Genomic DNA, 20,713 nt, shown 5'->3' on the forward strand with positions numbered 1-20,713 from the left:
TCAGACCCGCCCGAGCGCCGCAGCGATGACGTCGAGGCCGTCGTCGAGCAGCTCGTCGCCGATCGACAGCGGCGGAAGGAACCGGATGACGTTGCCGTAGGTGCCGCACGTGAGGACGATGACGCCCTCCGCGATGCACGCCTTCGCGATCGCCGACGTCAGCGCGGCGTCGGGGGCGCCGGTGGCGGGGTCGACGAACTCCGCGGCGATCATCGCGCCGAGCCCGCGCACATCCCCGATGCGGGGGTCGCTCTCGCGCATCGCGTTCAGCCGGGCCGTCAGGCGCGCCCCGATCTGCTGAGCTCGCTCGATCAGGCCGTCGTTCTCGAAGGCGTCGATCGCGGCGAGCGCCGCCGCGCACGCGACCGGGTTGCCACCATACGTGCCGCCGAGGCCACCGGGGTGCGAGGCGTCCATGAGGTCGGCGCGCCCGGTGACCGCGGCGAGCGGCAGGCCCGCCGCGATGCCCTTCGCGGTCGTGATCAGGTCGGGGACGATGCCGAAGTGCTCGCTGGCGAACATGGCACCGGTGCGAGCGAAGCCGGTCTGGACTTCGTCGGCGATGAACACGACGCCGTTCTCGCGGCACCAGTCGGCGACCGCCGGCAGGAACCCGTCGGCGGGGACGATGAACCCGCCCTCGCCCTGGATGGGCTCGATGATGACGGCGGCGAGGTTGTCGGCTCCGATCTGCTTCTCGATCTGCGAGATCGCGCGGGCTGCGGCATCCGGGCCCGACAGCCCGTCGCGGAACGGGTACGACAGCGGCGCACGGTAGACCTCGGGGGCGAACGGCCCGAATCCGCTCTTGTAGGGCATCGACTTCGCGGTGAGCGCCATCGTGAGGTTCGTCCGGCCGTGGTAGCCGTGGTCGAAGGCGACGACCGCCTGGCGGCCGGTCGCCTTGCGAGCGATCTTCACGGCGTTCTCGACCGCTTCGGCGCCCGAGTTGAACAGCGCGGTCTTCTTCTCGTGGTCGCCCGGGGTGAGCCGGTTGAGGGCTTCGGCGACGGCGACGTACGACTCGTACGGCGAGATCATGAAGCAGGTGTGGGTGAACTGCGCGACCTGCGCCTGCACAGCGGCGACGACGGCGGGATGCGCGTTGCCCACCGAGGTCACGGCGATGCCCGAGCCGAGGTCGATGAGCGAGTTCCCGTCGGCGTCGACGACGACTCCGCCGCCCGCGGCGACGGCATGGATCGGCGCGGTGTGGCCGACACCGGCCGGGACGGCGGCTGCCTTGCGGGCCAGCAGTTCCTCGGAGCGAGGTCCGGGGATCGCGGTGACGACGCGGCGCTCCTGCGGGAGGGTCGGGCCGCCGAGGGGGATGGTCGGCGTCGAGGTCGTGGTGCTCATTCCGCGACAGTAGGACGCGCGTCGCGCAACCCGCATTCACCGGGTTGTACAGTGATGCCACCTCTTATCGCCAGCATGTACAGGATGCCGATGCCCGCCGCCGCTCCCCCGTCGCCGACGATCCGCGCTCTGCTGGCCCGGCGCGAGCTCGATCTGCGCCTCGCGACGCCGGCCGACGACGCCAACCTCGACGCGCCCGTGCGCTGGGTGCACAGCTCGGATCTCGCCGACCCGACGCCCTTCCTCTCGGAAGACGTGATCCTGCTCACGACGGGCACCCAGTTCGCCGGAGACGACGACGCGGACGCAGAGGCGGAGGCCTATGTCGGCCGCCTGCGGGCGCGCGGTGTCCGGGGGCTCGGCTTCGGCACGGAGGTGGTCCGCGACGGCATCCCCGATGCGCTCCGGACCGCGTGCACGACGGCGGGAATGCCGCTGTTCGAGGTGCCGTACCGCACGCCGTTCATCGCCGTCGCCCGAGCGGCGGCCGAGGCCATCGCGGCACAGGCGTACGCCCGGCGCAGCTGGGCGCTCGACGCGCAGCGCGCCCTCGCGATCGCCGCTCTGCGCCCCGACGGCTTCGACGCGACGCTCGCCGAGCTCGCGCGCCAGCTCGGGGCGTGGGTCGGCCTCTACGACGCCTCGGGCGCGCTGACGCACGAGCACTCGACCGCCGGGTCGTCGGTCGACGACGACCTGCGCCGGGCCGTCGACGCCGAGGCGGCGGCCCTCCTGCGCAGGGGCGGCGGGACAGGTGCGGCGATGCGGCTGGCGGGGCACACCGTGACGCTGCAGACCCTCGGCTCGGCGGGTCAGCGGGGCGTCCTCGTCACCGTCGGCATCGAGCTCGACCAGGATGCCCGGGCTGTCGTCACCGCCGTCGTCGCGATGACGGGCCTCGCTCTCGAGCAGCGCCGGATGACCGCGGGAGCGTGGAGCGGACTGCGGGCGGCGCTCGTCGACCTGCTCGTCGACGGGCATCTCACCCTCGCGCGGAAGGTGGCGACCGATGCCTGGGGCGGCTTCCCCGCCGCGCCATACGTCGTCGCCGTGGCCGATGCTCACGCCCCGACCGGCGCCCGCGAGGTGCTCGACAATCACGCCGCGGGGGGACGGCTGTTCTACGGTCGCGACGAGGACGGAGTGCTCCTGATCGTCGGGGCGGGCGAACGGCAGGTGCTCGACGACATCGCCGCGCGGCTGTCGTGGCGGCTCGGAACCGCCGCCGCCGCGACCGACGACGACGTGACGGCGGCCCGCGACCGTGCCCGGCTCGCGCGCGACCGCGGGCGTCCGGGTGCCGTCACCGATGTCGTCGATGCCCCGGGCGATCTGCTCGACGATCTCGCGACGGCGCCCTCTCGCGCCCGGGCCGGAGCCGAGCTCGCACCCCTGCGCACCCATGACGCCCGTCACGGCACGGCGCTCGAGGCGACGCTCGTCGCCTGGCTCGATCACGACGGCGCGCATGAGGCGACTGCTCGGGCCCTCGGGGTGCACCGGCACACCGTCCGTACGCGCATCGCTCTGGCCCAGCGCCTGCTCGGCCGCGACCTGTCGACCTTCGCCGATCGTGCCGCCGTCTGGACGGCCCTCCGCCTCTCCCCCTGACCCCCCGCCTCTTCCCGCCTCTTCCCGTCGACTCGCCACGAAATGCGGATCCGGGCCCCGCCGCATCCGCCGTTTCTGGCGAGTCGACGGGGAGAAGGGGGCGAGGGGGTCAGGCGCCGAGGTTGTCGGAGAGGACCTCGAGCACCTGCGCGCGCACGGCGCTCGCCCCGCCGGGCAGGCGCGCGGCCACCTCGTCGGCGAGCGCCTCGACGAACAGCGCGTGCGCCGCGCGCGACGTGTGCTCGAGCTCGTCGCGGAAGCTCGTCCCGGCAGGCGCGATGACGAGGGCGTGCGTGGCGCGCTCGACGAGCGGGGATGCCGCGAACGAGGTAATCGCGATCACAACGGCTCCCCCGCTGGCGGCCGCCGCCGCGGCCCGCAGACTCGCCTCGTTCGCGCCCGAGCCGCTCACGACGATGCAGACGTCACGACTGCCGAGCTGCCGAGCGGAGATCTGCTGCGCGATGACGTCGGCGATCACCTCGGCGGGCCGCCCCACGGCGGTCAGGCGCATCGCGAGATCGCTCGCGACCGGCGACGAGAGTCCGTTGGCGACGACCAGCAGCCTCCCGGCGCCGACGACAGCCGTCACCGCTCGCTCGACCTCGTCGGCGTCGAGCAGACTCGTCGACGCCGGCAGCGCCGCCGCGGCTCGATCGATCGACCTGCGCACGCGCCCGAGCGCCCCGTCACCGTGGTCGGATGCCGCCGGCGCGACGGCTCCGAGCTCGGCGGCGAGCGCGACCCGCAGCTGCGGATAGCCGCGGAACCCGAACGTCTGACAGGCGCGGACGACCGACGAACGGGCGACCCCCGCTCGATCGGCCAGCTGCTGCGCGGTGAGTTCGACGACGACCTCGGGCGCGTCGAGGATCACGTCCGCGACGCGGCGCTCGGTCGGCTGCAGCCCGTTGCGGAGCGCCTGGATGCGCACGGTCGGCGGAGCGTTACCGGACACGTGCGCCCTCCATGATCCGTCGGCGGATGCGGCCCGAGATGCCGTCGATCGCCATCGTGACGACGATCACGACGATCAGCAGCATCCCCACCGTCGACCACTCACGGTACTGGGTGTAGGTCGTCAGCATGTCGCCGATGCCGCCGACGCCGATGAGTCCGAGGACGGCCGACGAGCGGACGTTGATCTCGAAGCGGTAGAGCCAGAACGACAGGAACACCGGGGTCGCCTGCGGCCACACGCCCCATCGCAGCACCTGCGCCGGGCTGCCGCCGGCCGCGCGCGCCGCTTCGATGGGTCCGGCGGGGACGGCTTCGACGGCTTCGTACCCCCACTTGCCGAGGGTGCCGATGCCGTTCACGGCGAGGGCGAGCGCCCCCGTGAGCGGCGTGAGGCCGGTCATGGAGAGGATGATGATCGCGAAGATGATCTCGGGAACGGCGCGGATCGTCGAGAACACGAACCGCAGGATCGAGCGCAGCCACGCCGGACCGAAACCCCGGGCCGCCACCAGACTGAGCGGTGTGGCCACGATGACGCCGAGCACGGTCCCGACCCACGCCATCTGGACGCTCTGCCACGTCTGCCACAGGGCGTCGGGCAGCTTCTCCCACGTCGGCGACGAGAACATGAGCCAGCCGTAGCGCACGAGCTCGGCGGGCAGGTCGGTCAGCCGCGACCAGGTGATGTCGACCGACCAGAACGCCAGGATGACGACGACGGCCACGGCTGCGGCGATGAGGTCGCGCACGAGCCGACGCGGGCGTCCCGGCACGGCGCCTTCCGATGCCCGGGGCGGCCCGGTGAGGACGGGAGCGGTCATGCGAGCCTCCGGCGAAGAGCGGAGCTGGCGGCGTCGATGACGAGCACGACGACGAGGATCTCCAGGATGATGAGCGACAGCTGGTCGTATCGGTAGTAGGTGCGCACGGCGTCGATGATGAGGCCCATGCCGCCGGCGCCGACGAGCCCCAGGACGGTTGAGGCGCGGACGTTGAGCTCGAGGACGTACAGCGTCTGCGCCGCGAACGCGGGCCAGGTGTCGGGCAGGGCGAGGGTGCGGTTGATCTGGAGCTGCGTCCCGCCCGCGGCGCGGCCCGCTTCGAGCGGCCCCGTGTCCATCGCGTCGATCTGCTCGGAGACGAGCTTCACGATGATGCCGACGTTGAAGAGCACGAGGGCGAGGATGCCGGGCAGCGCGCCCACCCCCACCATCGCCACCAGGATCGCCGCCGAAAGCAGGTCGGGAACGCTCCGGACGACGTTGAGCAGCGCCCGGACGGCAGTGCGCAGCACCGGATGCGGGTTGGTCGGCCGAGCCGCCCACAGACTCAGCGGCAGCGACAGCGCGGCCCCCACCGCGGTGCCGATCACCGCCATCTGGAGCGTCTCCAGCAACGGACCGATGGTGCGCGGGAAGAACGACCAGTCCGGCTGCAGCAACCCGAGCACCTTGTCGGCTCCGTGCTGCCAGTTGCGCGCGATGCCCGACAGGTCGAGGCCGACGCCGATTCCCGGGAGGCAGGTGACCACGGTGATCGCGGCGACGATCCCCGCGATCAGCCAGGGCACCGCGCGTCCGCGGGGGCGCGGCGGGACGACGAGTGCGGGCGCACTCATGCGTCGAGCCGGTCTTCGGCCGTCAGCGATCGCCCGTAGATGCCGGCGAAGTCCGCGTCGGATGCCTCCGCTGCCGAGCCGTCGTAGACGACCTCGCCCGCCCGCATCCCGATCAGCCGCACGCCGTAGGTGCGCGCCAGGTCGAGCAGGTGCAGGTTCACCAGCACCGTGATGCCGAGCTCGGTGTTGATGCGCTGGAGGTCTTTCATCACTCCGTGCGCGGTGGGCGGGTCGAGGCTCGCGACCGGCTCATCGGCCAGGACGATGCGCGGCTGCTGGGCGAGGGCGCGGGCGATCGCGACGCGCTGCTGCTGACCGCCCGAGAGAGCGGCGGCGCGATCCCAGACCCGCGGCAGCATCCCGACGCGATCGAGCGCCTCGAACGCGAGGCGACGGTCTTCCGACCGGTAGGCGCCCAGCAGGGTGCGCCACACCGGGGTATGGGCGAGGCGGCCGACGAGGACGTTGTTGAGGACGCTCGTGCGACCGGCGAGGTTGAAGCCCTGGAACACCATCCCGATGTCGCCCCGCAGCCGGCGCAGCTCGCGCCCGCGGGCCGTGTCGACGCGCACACCGCCGACCTCCAGCACGCCCGAGGTCACGGGGACGAGGCCGTTGATCGTGCGGATGAGCGTCGACTTCCCCGACCCCGAGAGGCCGACGACGGCGACCATCTCGCCCGCACCGATCTCGAGGGAGACCCCGCGCAGGCCGAGGGTGCCGTTCGGGTAGCGAACCGTGACGTCGTGCAGCCGGATGCCGGACGGCGATGCCGGGACCGAGGCCCCGGCATCGCGTGCAGTGGTGTCGGTCACTGCAGGCCGAGCGCCTGCGCGGCGCGAGCGACGACGTCGAGCGACGACGCGTCGGCGGGCGCGAGCTTGGTGATCGAGTAGATGCTCTGGAGCACCTCCGAGCCCTCCGGGGTGTTCGAGAAGTCCTCGAGCGCGGTGGCGATGCGCTCGCGCAGCTCGGGCGAGAGGTCCGCGCTCAGCGCGACACCATCGTTGGGGATCTCCTCGGTCATGGCGAACACGACGACCTTCTGCCCGACATCCGGGGTGTCCTTCTTCACGATCGTGCGCGCGTCCCAGAAGCTGAACCCGACTTCGGCGTCGCCGTTGTAGACGGCGAGCACGGACGCGTCGTTCGCGGTCACGGGCAGCTGATCGATGTCGCTGTCGGTGTCGAGCCCGGCCTCCTGCAGAGCGAGGATCGGGTAGATGTAGCCGGCGGGCGACCCGGGCCCGAGCACGGCGACCTTCGCACCCTTCACCTTGGTGATCGAGTCCAGGCCCGCGGGGCCCGTCATCGCGTCGGCACCGTTGCAGAAGAGCATCCCGTCGCGCTCGACGGGAGCGTCGTCGCAGTACTTGTCGGGGTTGTTCGTCATGAACTGCGCGGGGTAGCTGATGTTGCCGTTGCGCTCGGTCTGCAGCACGACGTCGGCGCCGTACATGTCGTTGGCCTGCCACAGCTGCAGCGACGGGAGGAACCCGATCTGCGCCTGACCGGCGCCCATCGCCTCGACCGCGGCCTGGTAGTCCTTCGAGACCACACCGGTGACCTCGATGCCGAGCTCGTCGCTCAAGTAGTCGGTGAGCGGAGCCGCGGTCTCGACGAGCCCGTTCTGGTCCTGAGAGGGGACGAGCGCGAGCACGAGCGACGTCGGGTCGGCGGCGGCCTCGGGTGAGTCGCCGGCGGCGGGCGAGCCCGCGCAGCCGGCAAGGGCGATCGCGGCGACCGCGCTGACGGCCGCGGCGGCGAGGAGACGGGTGGTGCGCATGAGTGGTGTCCTTCGGGTGAGGGGTGGATGTTCGGGGTCAGGGGGCGGATGCCGCGGCCCACGCTTCGATGCGCGGCAGCAGTTCGGTGAGCGTGTCGGCGTAGAAGGTCGGGGATGCCGCGGCATCCGTCCACGGGCCGACGAGCGCGGTGTCGTGTCCGCGCCGGTGCGCGGGCTCGAGGTCGTTCCGCCAGATGTCGCCGACCGCGAGCACCCGGCGGTCGCGGACCTCGGGCGCGTCGAGCAGCCGTTCGAGCCCGGCGGGCTTGCCCGCGTCGGTGACGATGCGCGCGAAGGCGTCGCCGAGCCCCAGCGCGTCGAGCGTCTCGGTGACGCGGATCGCCGGGGCGTTGGTGACGAGTACGCACTCGGCCGGCAGCCGCGTGGCCGCCGCTGCGAGCCCGACCGGCGCCTCGACGGGGGCGAGATCGGTCCCCAGCAGCGCCCGACTGTCGAGGTAGGCACGCGACAGCGCCTCGGCACCGACCCCCGCGTCCTCGGCCACGAGGCGGATGACGTCGTACGCGTCGAGCGGCGCTCCGCGTCCGGTGGGTCGGCCGCGCAGCCCATCGTCGACCCGGGCGAGGAACCGATCCGGCGCGGCGGAGGCAGTGGCGGCGGCACGCGCGTATGCGAGCACCGGCCCGTCGCCGAGGGCGACGGTTCCGTCGAAATCGAAGATGATGAGAGCAGGGTTCGGCACGGATCGGACTTTCTGAGTGGACGCTTCGTCCATCGTTAGGTGCACACGTGGACATAACTCCCACAGTCGATGAACTGCGGATGAACGAGATCCGACGACTCGATGCGGCGGCCGCGACCTCTGCGTCCGGCGATGCGAGGCATGCGTTCGACGCGATCCCGTGGCTCTCGCGATCGATCGCCGAGGATGCGGCATCCGGTCGCTTCGCGCGCTGGTCGCGGTCGACCATCATCGACGAGAACGTCGGCGCTCCCGTGCTCGACCGCGCGGTCTTCGACCGGCTGCACGATCTCGCGGGCGAGCCGAGCGCCTGGCCGGTCGGGAACGCCGGCGTGCTCCACGTGTACGGGTACCTGCTGTCGCTCACTCCGACCCCGTACGGCCTGAAGCGCGAGCGCTGGCTCGGCCCCGAGCTCGCCCGCGCCTTCGGGCTCGCCGACGACGCCTTCGCGCCCTGGAGCGACGGGCCGACGTTGCTCGAACGGGTCACGGGTGCGGCGACCGGCCTGCTCCGCTCCCCCGCAGCGTCGCGTACCGAGGCCGGCGGCGAATACGTCACCGCCCTATCGGCATCGGCGGGTCCCGCCGCGCTCGTGTACGCGCGCGTCACCGACGCCGGCATCCGCCTGGTGACGACCTTTCCCGTCGGCGACGCCGCCGCCGTCCTGACCGCGATCGACGCGGCCGCGCCCACCCCCGGCGCCCCCTCCCGCCCCCGCTGGAACGCCGCCCCCTGACTCCCGCCGGTCAGGACGGGGCGTGCGCCTCCAGGAACGCGTAGAGATCGGTCGTGTCGACGCCCGGGAAGGCGCCCGTCGGCAGCGTCGCCAGCAGGGTGCGCGGCGTCTTCACGTTCGGCCAGGCGGCGGCGCGCCACCGCTCCTCGAGGCCCGCCGGCGCACGTCGGCAGCACACGTCGACCGAGTGCCGCGACACCCCGCGGTGAGGTGTGTCGCGGCCGAGGAACCACTTCGTGTCGTCGAAACGCACGCCGACGCTGACCGAGTGCGCCCCCTCGCTCGAATGCTCGACGCGAGCCGTGCACCAGTAGGTCCCGTTGCCGGTATCGGTGTACTGATAGTACGGGTTGAAGCGGTCGTCGACGTCGAAGACCGCCCGGCTCGTCCACTCCCGGCAGCACAGCTGCCCCTCGATGGCGCCGAGGCGGTCGGTCGGGAAGTCGACGTCGTCGTTCTCGTACGCCTTCGTGATCGTCCCCGACTCGTGAACCTTGAGGAAGTGCACCGCGATGCCGAGGTGCTCGGTCGCGAGGTTCGTGAAGCGGCGCGCGGCGGTCTCGTACGACACCGAGTACGCGTCGCGCAGGTCTTCGATCGAGATCGCCCGCCGCTCCTTCGCCTCGCGCAGGGCGGGCACAGCATCCGCCTCGGGGATCAGCAGTGCGCCGGTGAGGTAGTTGGTCTCCACCCGTTGCCGGAGGAACTCGTCGTAGCTGGCCGGCTCGGTGTGCCCGAGGATGCGGCTCGACAGCGCCTGCAGCACGGCGGTCCGCGGATCGGCGGGGGTCGCGGCAGCGAGGCGGCTCGACAGATAGAGCCTCCCGTGGGCGAGGTCGGCGACGCTGCGGGTCGTCTGCGGCAGATCCGCGACGTAGTGGATACTGAACCCGAGGTGGCCCGCGATGTCGCTCGCGGTGCGCTGCGTCAGCGGCCCGCCCGGGTGCCCGACCGCCGCCAGCAGCTCCCGCGCCTGCTGCTCCAGCTCGGGGAAGTAGTTGTTCTGCGTGCGCATGAGGCGCCGCAGGGCGACGTTCGCGCGCCGCGCCTCCTCGGGGGTCGCGGCGCGTTCGTCGTGCAACCGCTCGATCTCACCCTGCAGTGCGAGAAGGGCGCGCAGCACCTCGTCGGGCACGGCGCGCGGGATGCGGAACGGCGTGACCCCGGCACTCCGGAACGTCGGCCCGGTCATCGCCCGGGCGACCTCGATCTCGAGGGCCGCACGGGGATCGAGCTCCTCGGACTCGAGAAGCGCGTCGAGCGAGGTGCCGACGGCGCGGGCGATCGTGCGGAGCAGCGAGAGCTTCGGCTCGCGGCGACCGTTCTCGATCATCGAGAGCTGGCTCGGCGCGCGCCCGACGGCCGCGGCGAGGTCGTCGAGGGTCATCCCTCGCCCGGTGCGGATCTGCCGGATGCGCCGGCCGATCGTGAAGGCGTCCATGTCCTCATCGTCGAGCGCCACCCCTGCGGCGGCGACGGCATCCTTGCGCGTCATGGCGGGATTCTGTCACGAAAGCAGAAGATCGGCCGATCTTCTCCTCGAATCCGACCGTACCGCGCGGGTTAGTTCGCCCACAGTGGTCTCCACGACGGGCAGAGCCGCCCGTTCCGACGAAGGAGACCGAGATGACCACGATTCCCGCTCCGGGTCCGCTGCGGCCCGGCGACCAGGTTCAGACCGCTGCCGAGCTCGAGGAGCTGTGGCAGACCGACCCCCGCTGGGACGGCATCGAGCGCACGTACCGCGCCGCCGACGTCATCCGGCTGCGAGGTTCCGTGCGCGAGGACGCCACGCTCGCCCGCCGCGGTGCCGAGTCGCTGTGGAACCTCCTCCACACCGAGGAGTACGTCCGTGCCCTCGGCGCCTACACGGGCGGCCAGGCCGTCCAGCAGGTGCGCGCCGGCCTGAAGGCGATCTATCTGTCCGGCTGGCAGGTCGCCGCCGACGCGAACCTCGCCGGGCAGACCTACCCCGACCAGAGCCTCTACCCCGCCAACTCCGTGCCGGCCGTCGTGCGGCGCATCACCAACGCGCTGTTGCGGCAGGACCAGATCGAGCACGCCGAGGGCGGCCGCACCCGCGACTGGCTCGCCCCGATCGTCGCCGACGGCGAGGCCGGGTTCGGCGGTCCGCTGAACGCCTACGAGCTCGCGGCATCCCTGATCGCCGCCGGTGCCGCCGGGACTCACTGGGAAGACCAGCTCGCGAGCGAGAAGAAGTGCGGCCACCTCGGCGGCAAGGTGCTGGTGCCGACGGCCCAGCACATCCGCACGCTCAACGCCGCGCGGCTGGCCGGAGATGTCGCGGGCGTGCCCGCGATCGTCATCGCGCGGACCGACGCGCTGGGCGCCGACCTCATCACGAGCGACGTCGACGAGCGCGATCGCCCCTTCCTCACCGGCGAGCGCACGAGCGAGGGCTTCTACCGCACCCGTGCCGGGATCGACCCGGTCATCGCTCGCGGCCTCGCTTTCGCGCCCTTCGCCGACCTGCTGTGGGTCGAGACCGGCGAGCCCGACATCGAGCTGGCGCGCGAGTTCGCCGCGGCCGTTCACGCCGAGCATCCCGGCAAGCTGCTCGCGTACAACTGCTCGCCGAGCTTCAACTGGAAGCGGCACCTCAGCGACGCGCAGATCGCGACGTTCCAGGCGGAGCTGGCCGAACTGGGCTACCGGTTCCAGTTCATCACCCTGGCCGGATTCCACGCCCTCAACCACTCGATGTTCGATCTCGCCCGTGGCTACGCCGACCGCGCGATGAGCGCGTACGTCGAGCTGCAGCAGGCGGAGTTCGACGCCGAGACGCACGGCTACACCGCCACCCGCCACCAGCGTGAAGCAGGCACCGGCTACTTCGACGCCCTCTCGACGGCGCTCAACCCCGACAGCGCCACCCTCGCCTTGGCCGGATCGACCGAGGCATCCCAGTTCTGACCCCCTTCACCCGTCGAGTCGCCAAGACGTGCCGGTCCGGCACCCCCGGCATCCGCGTTCTCTGGCGACTCGACGCCCTCAAGACCGGAGACGAGAACATGACCATGACACAGACAGCCACCCAGACCCGGCGACGCACCTGGACGGGCCCCGTCGCGGTGCAGACCCACGAACCCGCGATCGCGGTGCGCGGCGAGATGCACCCGCGCTTCGACGAGATCCTCACGCCCGATGCCCTCGACTTCGTCACGGCACTGCACGACCGGTTCGCGGGGCGACGGCACGACCGCCTCGCCGACCGGATGCGGCGCCGCTTCGAGATCGGCAACGGCGCCGACCCCGCCTTCCGCAGCGACACCGCGCACATCCGCGAGGACGACACGTGGCGCGTCGCGGGCGCGGGGCCGGGCCTCGAGGACCGCCGCGTGGAGATCACGGGACCCACCGACCCCAAGATGACGATCAATGCCCTGAACTCGGGCGCTCGGGTGTGGCTCGCCGATCAGGAGGACGCCACCTCGCCGACCTGGCGCAACGTCATCGGCGGGCAGCTGTCGCTGCGCGACGCGATCCGCGGCGAGCTGGAGCACACCGGCCCCGACGGGCGGCGGTACACCGTCACCGCCGAGCGCACCCCGACGATCGTCATGCGCCCGCGCGGCTGGCATCTCACCGAGAAGCACCTCGCCTACACCGACCGCACGGGGCGCACCCTCGACGCATCCGGCTCGCTCGTCGACTTCGGCCTGTACGCGTTCCACAACGCCGTCCGACTCGTCGAGAGCGGCCGTGGGCCGTACTTCTACCTCGCCAAGCTCGAGTCGAGCGAAGAGGCGCAGCTGTGGGACGACGTCTTCTCGTTCACCGAGCGCCGGCTCGGACTGCCTCACGGCACCATCCGCGCGACCGTGCTGATCGAGACGCTGCCTGCGGCCTTCGAGATGGACGAGATCCTCTTCGCCCTCCGCGACCACTGCGCGGGCCTGAACGCCGGACGGTGGGACTACATCTTCTCGATGATCAAGAACTACCGCGGACGCGGCGCCCGGTTCGTCTTGCCCGACCGCAGCGCGGTCACGATGACGGTGCCGTTCATGCGCGCGTACACCGAGCTGCTCGTGAAGACCTGCCACCGCAGGGGCGCGCACGCGATCGGCGGGATGAGCGCCTTCATCCCGAACCGGCGGAACCCCGAGGTCACGCGCGCCGCCTTCGAGAAGGTCGCCGCCGACAAGCGTCGCGAGGCCGGCGACGGTTTCGACGGCACGTGGGTCGCGCACCCCGACCTCATCCCGATCGCGCGCGCCGAGTTCGACGCCGTGCTCGGCGACCGTCCGAATCAGCTCGAACGCCAGCGCGACGACGTCGCGGTCGCGGCGTCCGAACTCATCGACTGCCACATCGGCCTGCCGATCACGACCGCCGGGGTGCGCGCGAACGTGTCCGTCGCCGTGCGCTACCTCGAGGCCTGGCTGCGCGGGATCGGCGCGGTCGCGATCGACGACCTGATGGAGGATGCCGCCACAGCCGAGATCAGCCGCTCGCAGATCTGGCAGTGGATCCACCAGGACCTCACGACGGATGACGGCACGCCGATCACCCGCGCCTGGGTCGATGCACTGGTCGACGAGGTCCTCGTCGAGGTCGACCGCCGCGACGGCGACCGCTTCGACGACGCCGCGGCCCTGTTCCGCGAGGTCGCGCTCGGCTCGGACTTCCCCGCGTTTTTGACCCTCCCCGCCTACGCGAAGTACCTCTGAGGTCCCTCACCCCCGTCGACTCGCCACGAACTGCGGGTCCTGGCCCCGCCGGACCCACGTTTTCTGGCGAGTCGACGGGGTCCGGGCGGGGTCAGGGGGACAGGAGGGGGATCACAGCCGGAGGGGCGGAGCGAGTCTGCAAGTCGGTGCCGACGATGCGCTGACAACCGTCGAGCTCGACGGTCACAGTGCGAGGCGCGCTGACCGCGGCGGCCGTGACGTCCGGGTGGACGACGACGAAACGGGATGCCGTCTCGGCGCACTCCACGCCTGCAGGCGGAGCAGCCGCGGCTTCGAGAACCGCCGCGGCGTCGTCGGCGTCGAGCGAGAAGGCCGCCGCGAACAGGCCCCCATCGCCGACGACGGTCGGCGTGCTGGCCGGGGCTTCGGCCTGATAGACGCACACCAGGGCGCCTGCGACGTCGGCCGGCGGTTGCGTCTCCGTCGGAGCCCACCCGAGGACGTCGAGCGGCGCCACGCCCGCGCGCGTCGCGCAGCCTGCCGCCGTCGCGTCGTGCAGTTCGACGCGCCCCGCTGCTGAGAAGGCTCGGTCGACGATCTCGAGCCGAGCCAGGGCGGCGAATGTTTCGTCCTCCTTGGGTCCGCCGCACGCCGTCAGGGGGAACGACATCGGCACGAAGCGGCCCGCCGCGTCCGTCGCCCAGAGCGCGCGGAAGCCGTACCCGATAGCGGGACAGACCGCTGCCGGCCCCGGATCGCTCGGTGCCGCCATCGCGGCGAGGAATTCCGTGAGGTCGCCCTCGTAGCGCCGCACCTCGTTGCCGGCGAGAACGCCGTCGGCATCCTCACGCGTCACGCCGTCGGCGCACTCCAGCACCGCGACGACCTCGAAGTCCTCAGGGACGAGACCGGCGCCGGGAAGCGGGTTGAGCATGGGGTCCGGGCACGACACAGTGTCGGACACGGTCGCCACCTCGCGGACAGGCGGCGGTCCGAGCGGGATCGACGCGCACCCCGCGAGAAGCAATAGCGTGCCCGAGCCCGTGGCCAGAGCCACCCCTATCCGCATCCCCGCAGCCCTCCCCTGCCCCGTTCTCTCCGTTCCCTCCCACGCTACGACCGCGCCCGCTCCCGCACGTGACGACCCCATAACGATCGTCGACTCGCCACGAACTGCGGGTCCTGGCCTCGCCGGACCCACGTTTCCTGGCGAGTCGACCGGGCTAGGGGCGGGGGGTCAGGGAAGGAGGCCGCGCTCGAGGGCCAGGGTCACGGCGCGGGTTCGGCTGTCGACGCCGAGCTTGTCGTAAACCCGCAACAGGTGCGTCTTGACGGTCGACTCGCCGATCCCGAGCTGCACCGCGATCTGCCTGTTGCCGTGACCGGCAGCGACGAGGCGCAGCACGTCGGTCTCGCGCGGAGTGAGAGCGGATGCCGCCGGCTCGGGCTGCCGCATCCGTTCCACCAGACGCACCGCGACGGCCGGCGAGAGAGCCGACTGGCCGGCGGCGACCGACCGGATCCCCGCCACGATCTCCTCGCGCGGAGCCGCCTTGAGCAGATATCCGCTGGCTCCGGCTTCGATGGCGGCGAGGATCTGGTCGTCGCTCTCGTAGGTCGTGAGGATGAGCACCCGCGGCCCCGCGGCCGCATCGCGCGCTGCCACGATACGAGCGGTGGCTGCGACACCGTCGAGCACCGGCATCCGGAGGTCCATGAGGATGACGTCGGGTCGCGCCTCGGCGGCGAGCCGGACGGCCTCGTCGCCGTCGGCCGCCTCCGCGATCACCTCGAAGCCGGGCTCGTCCGCGAGCAGGCCGGCCAGCCCCGCCCGGACGATCGGGTGATCGTCCGCGATGAGCAGACGGATCATGCGCGCACCGCCGCGCCAGCACTCGGCACCGCCGCGGCGGGCGCGGGGAGGCGGACGGAGAGCGTCGTTCCCGCCCCGGGGACGGCCGTGACCTCGACGGTCCCCCCGGCGAGCGCGACCCGATCGCTCATGCCGTCGAGACCGTAGCCGGTGCGCGGGGAGGAGACGTCGAACCCGCGTCCGTCGTCCTCGACGACGAGTCTCAGAGTGCCGTCGTCCTCGCCCGCGAGCGTCACCGTGACCCGCGCGGCTGCTGCGTGCTTGCGCACGTTCGAAAGCGCCTCCTGCAGGCAGCGCAGGACGACCACCTGCGTCTCGCGATCGACCCCCGATGCCGTGTCGACGACGGAGATCTCGAGTCCGGTGTCGGCGCGGAAGCGTTCCGCGAGCCGCTCCACCGCGGCGCCGAGCACGGGGTCGCCCGGCACGGCCGCGGTCCGGGCGACGATCGCACGGGCCTCGCCGAGCGCGTCGCGAGCGGCCACCTCGAGGCGCTCGACAGCCGCAGCGGCACCGTCGACGTCGCCCGCACGCGAGCGCCGCCCGGCCTGTTCGGCGAGCATGACGATTCCCGCGAGAGTCTGCGCGAGGGTGTCGTGGATCTCGCGGGCCAGATGCTCCCGCTCGTCGGCCGCGCCCTTGTCGCGGCTGAGCGCCTCGACCTGCTGCTGCGCCCGGGAGAGCTCGTCGAGCAGACGCGCGCGCTCCGTGCCGTAGGCGGCGATCGCCGAGATCCACCACCCCATCGCGATCGAGAACGCGACCGAGAGCACCGCGACGGCAGCGGCCTCCAGCAGCGCGTCGGGCGCGAAACCGAAGCCGCCGGCGTACCCGACGAGCATCCCGGCGCCGACCGAAAGCGACCCCACCACCCCATCACGGCGCAACGGAGCGAAGATCCACACCAGCGGATACACGATGACCTGCATCGTCGCGAGCGAGACCTCACCGAACGTCATCGCCGCGATCGAGACCGTCACGATGGCCAGGAACACCGCGAAGCGGCGGGGATCCTCCGCGCCGGCGGAGGGCCGCGCGATCAGATACGCCGCGAGCAGCAGCACCAGCCCCGCGACCGCCCACGGCAGCCGTTCCGCCTCCCCCGCGGCCGCCAGGATGCCGACGCCGAGGGCGAGCACGACACCGACGGCGACATCCACCCAATTGCGACTGATCACGAGACCATCCTGCCGCTCAGCGGATCCGCGAGCGGATGCGGGCCGCCGCGAGCACCGTGAACGCCACGGCCACGACGGCCAGCACGACGGCCGCGACCCAGACCGGCACCGTCGCCGTGCCCACCTGCAGATCGAGGCCGTAGATGCGGCTGAGCTCCCCGACCGCGCCCGGCGCCCCGCTCGCGAGGCGATCGAGCGGATCGGCGGCGAACTCGCGCCGCACGAGCATCGCCGACTGCGCGAACGGGAGCACGCCGACGGAATCCCGAACGGCGTCGGGGAACGAGCCGACGGGGATGTACGCACCCGCGACGAAGCCGGTCAGGGTTCCCACGAGGGTCGACAGTCCCGAGTACGACCCGCTCGTGCGAAGAAACGACACCACGAACGCCCAGAGCGCCGTGTAGGCGGCCACCGAGAGGACGGTCCACAGGACGATGCGGATGATCTGCCCGGCGTCGGGGAGCGTCCGCCCGGTGAGCCCGAGGTACGCCAGCGCGACGGCGAGCACGATCAGCGTGGTGATCAATCCGATGATGAACGCCGACCCGAGATAGCCGAGCACGAGCTGCGAGCGGCGCACCGGCGAGACGAGAAAATCGCGGAACCGTCCGGACGCGGCATCCTCGACGAACGTCGAGAGCGCGCCGAGCGGGGTCGTGACGGCGGCGACGGCGACGACCCCGGCGAACATCCACGAGTCGACGAAGTCGCGGGCGGCGTCGGCGTCGAACCCCGGCGTCGCGGCGAGCGAGTCCACCTGCATCTGGCCGAGGAAGAGGGCGTAGAGGAGGAACACCACCAGGGCGCCCGTGAGCGAGAAGAACACCCCGAGCGGGTCTCGGTAGAACAGCCGGAGATTGCGCCCGACGTACGCCTGCACGGTCTTCATCGCGTCGCCTCCCCCGTCGCCGCCTGCCCCGTCAGCGCCAGGAAGACGTCGTCCATGCGTCCATGGCGGAACTCGAAGTCGAGCACCGCGTCGCCCCGTTCGGCGAGGATGCGGCGGGCCTCGGCGGCATCCGCCACCGCGATGCGCTCGTCTCCGTCAGCCGTGACGAGCGACAGGATGCTGGAGCTGTGTCGCGCGCGCAGCTGCGCCGGAGTGCCGTCGGCGACGATGCGCCCGCGGTCGATGATGCAGACCTGGTCGGCCTCTTCGGTCTCCTCGAGGTAGTGGGTCGTGAGGAACACGGTGAGGCCGGCGCGCTCGCGCAGCTCGTGGATTGTCCGCCACACCATCTGCCGGCTCGCAGGGTCGAGTCCCGTCGTCGGCTCGTCGAGGAAGACGATCTCCGGGTCATGGAGCAGCGCGCGGGCGATGTCGGCGCGGCGACGCTGCCCACCCGAGAGCCGCCCGTAGCGCCGGTCGATGAACTCGCCCAGGTCGATGATGTCGGCGAGGCGCTCGATGCGCTCGCGGATCGCCGCCGTCGAACCGAGGTAGGGGCGCGCCCGCACCGTCAGGTTCTCACGGACGGTGAGCGCGGAATCCAGGAGCGAGTCCTGGAAGACGACGCCGATCGCGCGGCGGACCGCATCACCGTCGGAGCGCACGTCGTGACCGGCGACTTCGAGCTGCCCGGCATCCGGTTCGATCACGGTCGTGAGAGCGCTGATCGTCGTGGACTTGCCGGCCCCGTTCGTCCCGAGGAACGCGAACACGCCGCCGGCGGGTACGTCGAAGCTCACGTCGTCGACGGCCGTCACGTCGCCGTATCTCTTGGTCAGGCCGCGCACGACGGTCGGTGCGCTCGCTCTCGTGGTCATGCCTCCAGCGTGCCGGTTCCGCTGTCCGTGCGGCAGGGGTCATCCGGTCGACCCCCGTCCACCATTCGGTGGACCGCGCCGCTACTCTCGAAGGGTGACCGAACGCGCACCGCTGTCCCGCAAGCTCTCCGCCATCGCCGAGTCGGCGACCCTCAAGGTCGACGCGAAGGCCAAGGCCCTGCAGGCCGCCGGCCGGCCGGTCATTTCGTACGCGGCGGGTGAGCCCGATTTCTCGACGCCGCAGTTCATCGTCGAGGCCGCTCAGCATGCTCTTGCCGACCCCGCCAACTACCGGTACACCCCGGCCGCGGGCCTCCCCGTGCTGCGCGAGGCCATCGCCGCCAAGACGCTGCGCGACTCGGGCCTCGAGGTGCAGCCCTCGCAGGTCATCGTCACCAACGGCGGCAAGCAGTCGGTGTATCAGGCCTTCCAGACCGTCGTGAACCCCGGCGACGAGGTGCTGCTGCCCGCCCCCTACTGGACGACGTACCCCGAAGCAATCGCCCTCGCCGACGGCATCCCGGTCGAGGTCTTCGCCGGCGCGGACCAGGAGTACAAGGTCACCGTCGAGCAGCTCGAGGCCGCGCGCACCGAGCGCACCACCGTGCTCGTCTTCGTCTCGCCCTCGAACCCCACCGGCTCGGTGTACACGCCCGAGGAGACCGCCGCGATCGGCCAGTGGGCGCTCGAGCACGGGATCTGGGTCATCAGCGACGAGATCTACCAGAACCTCGTCTACGAGGGCGCCCGCGCCGTCTCGATCGTCGAGGCCGTCCCCGAGCTCGCGGGTCAGACGATCCTGGTCAACGGTGTCGCCAAGACCTACGCCATGACCGGATGGCGCGTGGGCTGGATGGTCGGTCCCGCCGACGCCATGAAGCTCGCCGGCAACCTGCAGTCGCACCTCAGCTCGAACGTCAACAACGTCGCGCAGCGCGCGGCCCTCGCCGCACTCACCGGGCCGCAGACCGAGGCCGAGGAAATGCGCCTGGCCTTCGACCGTCGGCGCCGCCTGATCGTCGAGGAGCTCGCGAAGATCCCCGGCGTCGAGGTTCCCAACCCCCTCGGGGCGTTCTACGTCTACCCCGACGTCACCGGTCTGCTCGGACGCTCGTGGGGCGGGGTGGAGGCGAACACGAGCCTCGAGCTCGCCGACCTGATCCTCGAGCAGGCCGAGGTCGCCGTCGTACCCGGCGAGGCGTTCGGTCCGTCGGGCTACCTGCGCCTGTCGTACGCGCTCGGCGACGAGCAGCTGCTCGAAGGCATCCAGCGCCTCCAGCGCCTCTTCTCCTGACCCCCTCTCGTTCCCCCGTCGACTCGCCAAGAAACGCGGATCAGGGCACGCCCGCATCCGCCGTTTGTGGCGACTCGACGGGGAGGGGGGGCGGAGCCAGGGGTCCTGCACAGGGGGGTGAGGGGGCGAGATATCCCCGGGACCGGCAGCGGAACGTCGGCGCGAGCCCTCGGAGAAGGATGCTGGTGCGATGCGACGCGCTCCGCTTCCCGCCGCGCTTCCCGTGGGATTCCTCACCGAGACGGCCCGCGAGCTCGGCGTCACGGCCGGCCGCCTGCGGGCTCGTGATCTCGCCCGGCCCCTTCACGGTGCGCGGGCGCGCGAGCCGCTGAACCATCTCGACCTGCTCAGGCTGATCCGCGAGCGGGTTCCGCCGCATGCATTCTTCTGCGGACCCACCGCCGCCGCGGCGCACCGGATGCCGCTGCCCGGCCCCCTCCGAGACGCCGCGGCGGCGCGACCGCACGTCGCCGTCGCGCTTCCGGCCAACCGGGTCAGACGCCCCGAGGTGGTCGGTCGTGCATTGGCCGTGGAGCCGGACGACATCGTCGAGGTCGACGGCATCCGGCTCACGACGGTCGAACGCACGTGGGTCGACCTCGGCGCCTCCCTCTCGCTCGGCGCTCTCGTGGCCGCGGGCGACGCGCTCATCGCTCGCGGCGGGCCGCGCACGACGGTCGACGCGCTCGAACTCGCTCACGAGAGGGCGGGCCGCAGCCGCGGCGCGGTCCGCCGGGCCGCGGCCTTGCCCCTGCTCGACGACGGCGCGGAATCGCCGCGTGAGTCGGAACTGCGGGTGCTCCTCATACGGGCCGGGCTCCCCCGGCCCGAGACGAATGTCGTCATCCGCGACGGCTGGCGCTTCGTCGCGCGGGTCGATCTGCTGTACCGCGATGCCCGGCTCGTCCTCGAGTACGACGGCGATTATCACCGCGACCTCTCGCAGTGGAGCCGCGACCAGTCACGACGTGCCGAGCTCGAGTCGCTGGGCTACCGCGTCACCGTCGTGACTGCGCGCGACTTCGACGATCCCGGCGCGCTCGTGCGCCGCATCCGCCGTCTCCTGTCCGGGCCGTGACGCGCCTCACTCCGTCGACTCGCCACGAACTGCGGATGCCGGCACCCGATGATCCGCATTCTCTGGCGACTCGACGGGTGGGGCGGGAGCG

The 20,713-nt window shown here is 71.9% G+C and carries 19 protein-coding genes; 6 read left to right on the forward strand and 13 right to left on the reverse strand.

The features are described 5' to 3' along the window. Complete coding sequence (gabT, locus tag MTS1_RS05220) at positions 1-1,359, reverse strand: 4-aminobutyrate--2-oxoglutarate transaminase (RefSeq protein ID WP_023952070.1); 1,359 nt, start codon at positions 1,357-1,359, stop codon at positions 1-3. Between the two features lie 84 nt (positions 1,360-1,443). Between gabT and MTS1_RS05225 the strand changes: the two genes are divergently transcribed. Continuing rightward, positions 1,444-2,970 carry a PucR family transcriptional regulator gene (locus MTS1_RS05225; protein ID WP_081731737.1) on the forward strand — a complete coding sequence of 509 codons (1,527 nt, stop codon included), beginning with the start codon at positions 1,444-1,446 and terminating at the stop codon, positions 2,968-2,970. A gap of 109 nt (positions 2,971-3,079) precedes the next feature. On the opposite strand, the gene MTS1_RS05230 is transcribed toward MTS1_RS05225, so the two are convergent. From MTS1_RS05230 to MTS1_RS05255, 6 genes are read right to left on the reverse strand one after another with little or no spacing between them, the layout of a single operon-like run. Next, positions 3,080-3,928 carry a MurR/RpiR family transcriptional regulator gene (locus MTS1_RS05230; protein WP_023952072.1) on the reverse strand — a complete coding sequence of 283 codons (849 nt, stop codon included), beginning with the start codon at positions 3,926-3,928 and terminating at the stop codon, positions 3,080-3,082. Continuing rightward, positions 3,918-4,751 (reverse strand): phosphonate ABC transporter, permease protein PhnE, encoded by an 834-nt coding sequence (gene phnE / locus MTS1_RS05235; RefSeq protein ID WP_023952073.1) that lies wholly within the window; start codon positions 4,749-4,751, stop codon positions 3,918-3,920. The genes MTS1_RS05230 and phnE (MTS1_RS05235) overlap by 11 nt, the downstream gene beginning before the upstream one ends. Further along, positions 4,748-5,548: a phosphonate ABC transporter, permease protein PhnE gene (gene phnE, locus MTS1_RS05240; protein WP_023952075.1), complete on the reverse strand. Its 801-nt coding sequence runs from the start codon at positions 5,546-5,548 to the stop codon at positions 4,748-4,750. The genes phnE (MTS1_RS05235) and phnE (MTS1_RS05240) overlap by 4 nt, the downstream gene beginning before the upstream one ends. Continuing rightward, positions 5,545-6,363 (reverse strand): phosphonate ABC transporter ATP-binding protein, encoded by an 819-nt coding sequence (phnC, locus tag MTS1_RS05245; RefSeq protein ID WP_023952078.1) that lies wholly within the window; start codon positions 6,361-6,363, stop codon positions 5,545-5,547. Before phnC ends, phnE (MTS1_RS05240) begins: the two co-directional genes overlap by 4 nt. After that, positions 6,360-7,334: a phosphate/phosphite/phosphonate ABC transporter substrate-binding protein gene (locus MTS1_RS05250; protein WP_023952079.1), complete on the reverse strand. Its 975-nt coding sequence runs from the start codon at positions 7,332-7,334 to the stop codon at positions 6,360-6,362. Before MTS1_RS05250 ends, phnC begins: the two co-directional genes overlap by 4 nt. Before the next feature lie 37 nt (positions 7,335-7,371). After that, positions 7,372-8,037 carry an HAD family hydrolase gene (locus MTS1_RS05255; RefSeq protein ID WP_023952080.1) on the reverse strand — a complete coding sequence of 222 codons (666 nt, stop codon included), beginning with the start codon at positions 8,035-8,037 and terminating at the stop codon, positions 7,372-7,374. A gap of 80 nt (positions 8,038-8,117) precedes the next feature. Here MTS1_RS05255 and MTS1_RS05260 point away from each other — a divergent pair, with 80 nt between their 5' ends. Next, positions 8,118-8,774 carry a hypothetical protein gene (locus MTS1_RS05260; RefSeq protein ID WP_023952081.1) on the forward strand — a complete coding sequence of 219 codons (657 nt, stop codon included), beginning with the start codon at positions 8,118-8,120 and terminating at the stop codon, positions 8,772-8,774. A 10-nt stretch (positions 8,775-8,784) separates the two neighbouring features. Here the strand turns inward: MTS1_RS05260 and MTS1_RS05265 are convergent, their stop codons facing one another. Beyond that, positions 8,785-10,215 carry a helix-turn-helix transcriptional regulator gene (locus tag MTS1_RS05265; RefSeq protein WP_144083405.1) on the reverse strand — a complete coding sequence of 477 codons (1,431 nt, stop codon included), beginning with the start codon at positions 10,213-10,215 and terminating at the stop codon, positions 8,785-8,787. 185 nt (positions 10,216-10,400) lie between these two features. On the opposite strand from MTS1_RS05265, the gene aceA reads away from it, so the two are divergent. Together aceA and aceB are read left to right on the forward strand one after the other, a co-directional pair. Then, positions 10,401-11,708, forward strand: coding sequence for an isocitrate lyase (gene aceA / locus MTS1_RS05270; RefSeq protein WP_023952085.1), 1,308 nt, complete (start codon positions 10,401-10,403; stop codon positions 11,706-11,708). A gap of 197 nt (positions 11,709-11,905) precedes the next feature. Continuing rightward, complete coding sequence (gene aceB, locus MTS1_RS05275) at positions 11,906-13,468, forward strand: malate synthase A (RefSeq protein ID WP_052007774.1); 1,563 nt, start codon at positions 11,906-11,908, stop codon at positions 13,466-13,468. Between the two features lie 91 nt (positions 13,469-13,559). On the opposite strand, the gene MTS1_RS16585 is transcribed toward aceB, so the two are convergent. The 5 genes from MTS1_RS16585 to MTS1_RS05300 all read right to left on the reverse strand — a co-directional run bounded on the left by MTS1_RS16585 (position 13,560) and on the right by MTS1_RS05300 (position 18,250). Continuing rightward, entirely contained in the window at positions 13,560-14,393 is an 834-nt protein-coding gene (locus tag MTS1_RS16585) for a hypothetical protein (protein WP_158497458.1), read from the reverse strand. A gap of 273 nt (positions 14,394-14,666) precedes the next feature. After that, positions 14,667-15,302 carry a response regulator transcription factor gene (locus tag MTS1_RS05285; RefSeq protein ID WP_023952091.1) on the reverse strand — a complete coding sequence of 212 codons (636 nt, stop codon included), beginning with the start codon at positions 15,300-15,302 and terminating at the stop codon, positions 14,667-14,669. Next, a complete protein-coding gene (locus MTS1_RS05290) occupies positions 15,299-16,480 on the reverse strand; it encodes a sensor histidine kinase (protein ID WP_023952093.1) in 1,182 nt (393 codons plus the stop codon). Before MTS1_RS05290 ends, MTS1_RS05285 begins: the two co-directional genes overlap by 4 nt. Before the next feature lie 16 nt (positions 16,481-16,496). Then, positions 16,497-17,372 (reverse strand): ABC transporter permease, encoded by an 876-nt coding sequence (locus MTS1_RS05295; protein ID WP_023952095.1) that lies wholly within the window; start codon positions 17,370-17,372, stop codon positions 16,497-16,499. Beyond that, positions 17,369-18,250, reverse strand: coding sequence for an ABC transporter ATP-binding protein (locus tag MTS1_RS05300; protein ID WP_036304649.1), 882 nt, complete (start codon positions 18,248-18,250; stop codon positions 17,369-17,371). The genes MTS1_RS05295 and MTS1_RS05300 overlap by 4 nt, the downstream gene beginning before the upstream one ends. A gap of 94 nt (positions 18,251-18,344) precedes the next feature. Between MTS1_RS05300 and MTS1_RS05305 the strand changes: the two genes are divergently transcribed. Further along, on the forward strand, positions 18,345-19,544 hold the full coding sequence (locus MTS1_RS05305) for a pyridoxal phosphate-dependent aminotransferase (RefSeq protein ID WP_023952099.1): 1,200 nt from the start codon (positions 18,345-18,347) through the stop codon (positions 19,542-19,544). A 190-nt stretch (positions 19,545-19,734) separates the two neighbouring features. Beyond that, positions 19,735-20,622: an endonuclease domain-containing protein gene (locus MTS1_RS16000; RefSeq protein WP_023952101.1), complete on the forward strand. Its 888-nt coding sequence runs from the start codon at positions 19,735-19,737 to the stop codon at positions 20,620-20,622. The last annotated feature ends 91 nt before the right edge of the window (positions 20,623-20,713 follow it).

Source organism: Microbacterium sp. TS-1 (assembly GCF_000509385.1).
GTDB classification, from domain to species: Bacteria; Actinomycetota; Actinomycetes; order Actinomycetales; family Microbacteriaceae; genus Microbacterium; species Microbacterium arborescens.

Excerpts from the sequence above, each read along its gene's own strand:
- MTS1_RS05225 (WP_081731737.1), top strand. The coding sequence starts at position 1,444 with ATGCCGATGCCCGCCGCCGCTCCCCCGTCGCCGACGATCCGCGCTCTG.
- MTS1_RS05295 (WP_023952095.1), bottom strand. The coding sequence starts at position 17,372 with ATGAAGACCGTGCAGGCGTACGTCGGGCGCAATCTCCGGCTGTTCTAC.
- MTS1_RS05250 (WP_023952079.1), bottom strand. The coding sequence starts at position 7,334 with ATGCGCACCACCCGTCTCCTCGCCGCCGCGGCCGTCAGCGCGGTCGCC.
- aceA (WP_023952085.1), top strand. The coding sequence starts at position 10,401 with ATGACCACGATTCCCGCTCCGGGTCCGCTGCGGCCCGGCGACCAGGTT.
- MTS1_RS05285 (WP_023952091.1), bottom strand. The coding sequence starts at position 15,302 with ATGATCCGTCTGCTCATCGCGGACGATCACCCGATCGTCCGGGCGGGG.
- MTS1_RS16000 (WP_023952101.1), top strand. The coding sequence starts at position 19,735 with ATGCGACGCGCTCCGCTTCCCGCCGCGCTTCCCGTGGGATTCCTCACC.
- MTS1_RS05300 (WP_036304649.1), bottom strand. The coding sequence starts at position 18,250 with ATGACCACGAGAGCGAGCGCACCGACCGTCGTGCGCGGCCTGACCAAG.
- aceB (WP_052007774.1), top strand. The coding sequence starts at position 11,906 with ATGCACCCGCGCTTCGACGAGATCCTCACGCCCGATGCCCTCGACTTC.
- phnE (WP_023952073.1), bottom strand. The coding sequence starts at position 4,751 with ATGACCGCTCCCGTCCTCACCGGGCCGCCCCGGGCATCGGAAGGCGCC.
- MTS1_RS05265 (WP_144083405.1), bottom strand. The coding sequence starts at position 10,215 with ATGGACGCCTTCACGATCGGCCGGCGCATCCGGCAGATCCGCACCGGG.
- MTS1_RS05260 (WP_023952081.1), top strand. The coding sequence starts at position 8,118 with ATGAACGAGATCCGACGACTCGATGCGGCGGCCGCGACCTCTGCGTCC.
- phnE (WP_023952075.1), bottom strand. The coding sequence starts at position 5,548 with ATGAGTGCGCCCGCACTCGTCGTCCCGCCGCGCCCCCGCGGACGCGCG.
- gabT (WP_023952070.1), bottom strand. The coding sequence starts at position 1,359 with ATGAGCACCACGACCTCGACGCCGACCATCCCCCTCGGCGGCCCGACC.